Source organism: Stenotrophomonas sp. NPDC077659, assembly GCF_050268705.1.
Taxonomy (GTDB): Bacteria; Pseudomonadota; Gammaproteobacteria; order Xanthomonadales; family Xanthomonadaceae; genus Stenotrophomonas.
In genome coordinates this window covers 1-2,108 of record NZ_JBNNHG010000258.1, presented here as the reverse complement: position 1 = coordinate 2,108, position 2,108 = coordinate 1, and the positions used below count along the sequence as shown (strand labels likewise).

The following is a 2,108-nucleotide window of genomic DNA, read 5'->3' as shown; positions in this document are numbered from 1 at the left end:
AACGGTCGGCTCTACCAGAAGGCAACAGCAGCCGACCAACGGTCGGCTCTACCAGAAGGCAACAGCAGCCGACCAACGGTCGGCTCTACCAGGTGCAGAAGCAACGTCGCCCGCCAGCACCGGAGCACCGCGCGCCAGCCTTCGCCAGCCAGCCGCTCCACCGCCCGCCAGCCGACACACGGAAAAGCCGGGGATTCCCCGGCTTTTCCGTGTCTGACGTTCGCCGCAGCGTGTCAACCAAGGTTGACACCTACCAGGTGCAGTGCCTCATTCCACCGACAACCCTTCCACCTTCTGCCAGCCGCGCGGCAGCAGATGGCCGCGGGTGGCGCGGGCGCCGAGGTAGGCGTCGAGCTCGGTGAACTTCAGGCCCATCGTGCGCTGGCCACTGCGGACCTGCAGGGTCTGGCCCGGGCTGATCGCTACGATGGCGACCACACGCTCGGTGGCGAGCTTGGCCTTGGGGATCTCGATGATCTTGTTGCCCTTGCCCTTGTCCAGTTCCGGCAGGTCGTTGGCGGCAATGGCCAGCAGGTTGCCCGAGCTGGTCACCGCCACGATGCGGTCGGTGGCGACGTTGGCCACGGCCGACGGGCTCAGCACCGAGGAGCCGGACGACAGATTCAGCATCGCCTTGCCGGCCTTGTTGCGGCCGATCAGGTTCTCGAAGCGGGTGACGAAGCCGTAGCCGTGGCTGGACGCCAGCACGAATCGGGCGTCCGGTTCGGCGCTGGCCAGGGTCACGAAGCTGGTGCCCGGTGCCGGCGAGAAACGGCCGGTCAGCGGTTCACCATTGCCGCGCGCCGAAGGCAGGGTGTGCACCGGCGTCGAGTAGGCACGGCCTTCGCTGTCCAGGAACGCGACCTGCTGGGTGCTGCGCGCGCGCACCGAGCCCCGCAGGGCATCACCATCGCGGTAGGACAGGGTGGATGCATCGATGTCGTGGCCCTTGGCCGCGCGGATCCAGCCCTTCTCCGACAGCACGACGGTCATCGGTTCGCTCGGCACCAGCTCGGTCTCGTCGATGGCCTGCGCGGCCTGGCGCTGCACCAGCGGCGAGCGGCGGGCATCGCCGAACTTCTTCGCATCGGCGGTCAGTTCGTCGCGGATCAGCTTCTTCAGCTTGGCCTTGCTGTCGAGGATGCCGAGAATCTTCTCCCGCTCCTTGGCCAGCTCGTCCTGCTCGCCACGGATCTTCATCTCTTCCAGGCGGGCCAGCTGCTTCAGCTTGGTTTCCAGGATGTAGTCGGCCTGGTCTTCGGACAGGCCGAAGCGCGCGATCAGCGCGGCCTTCGGCTCGTCCTCGGTACGGATGATGTGGATCACCTCGTCCAGGTTGAGGAAGGCCACCAGCAGGCCTTCCAACAGGTGCAGGCGGCGTTCGACCTTCTGCAGGCGGTGCTGCAGGCGGCGGGTGACGGTGCTGCTGCGGAACGCCAGCCATTCGCTGAGCAGCATCTTCAGGTTCTTCACCTGCGGACGGCCGTCCAGCCCGATCACGTTGAGGTTGACGCGGTAGCTGCGCTCCATGTCCGTGGTGGCGAACAGGTGGCCCATCAACTGGTCGGCGTCGACGCGGTTGGAACGCGGCACCAGCACCACGCGTACCGGGTTGGCATGGTCGGACTCATCGCGGATGTCTTCCAGCCACGGCAGCTTCTTGGCGCGCATCTGCGCGGCGATCTGCTCGATCACCTTCGACGGCGACACCTGGAACGGCAGCGCGGTAACCACCACGTTGCTCGCTTCCTTGGTGAAGGTCGCACGCGCACGCACGCTGCCGTTGCCGGTCTCGTACATCGTGCGCAGGTCGTTGGCCGGGGTGATGATCTCGGCGGTGGAGGGGTAGTCGGGGCCCTTCACGTGCTCGCACAGGTCGCGCACGCTGGCATCGGGATCATCCAGCAGGTGCAGCAGGGCGCTGACGATCTCGTTGAGGTTGTGCGGCGGCACGTCGGTGGCCATGCCCACGGCGATGCCGGTGGTGCCGTTCAGCAGCAGATGCGGCAGGCGCGCCGGCATCCAGGTCGGTTCCTGCAGTGTGCCGTCGAAGGGCGGCCATGCCCCACAGGCCGTCCCAGTTGGACGAATGCGGGGCGATGATGAAG

1 protein-coding gene is annotated in these 2,108 nt (G+C 66.9%); it reads right to left on the bottom strand.

Annotated elements, in window-relative coordinates; translation table 11 throughout:
• Positions 1–267 precede the first annotated feature (267 nt).
• Positions 268–2,108: DNA topoisomerase IV subunit A (parC, locus tag ACQKDV_RS19200; protein ID WP_427785825.1), on the bottom strand; the 1,841-nt coding region annotated here is incomplete at its 5' end.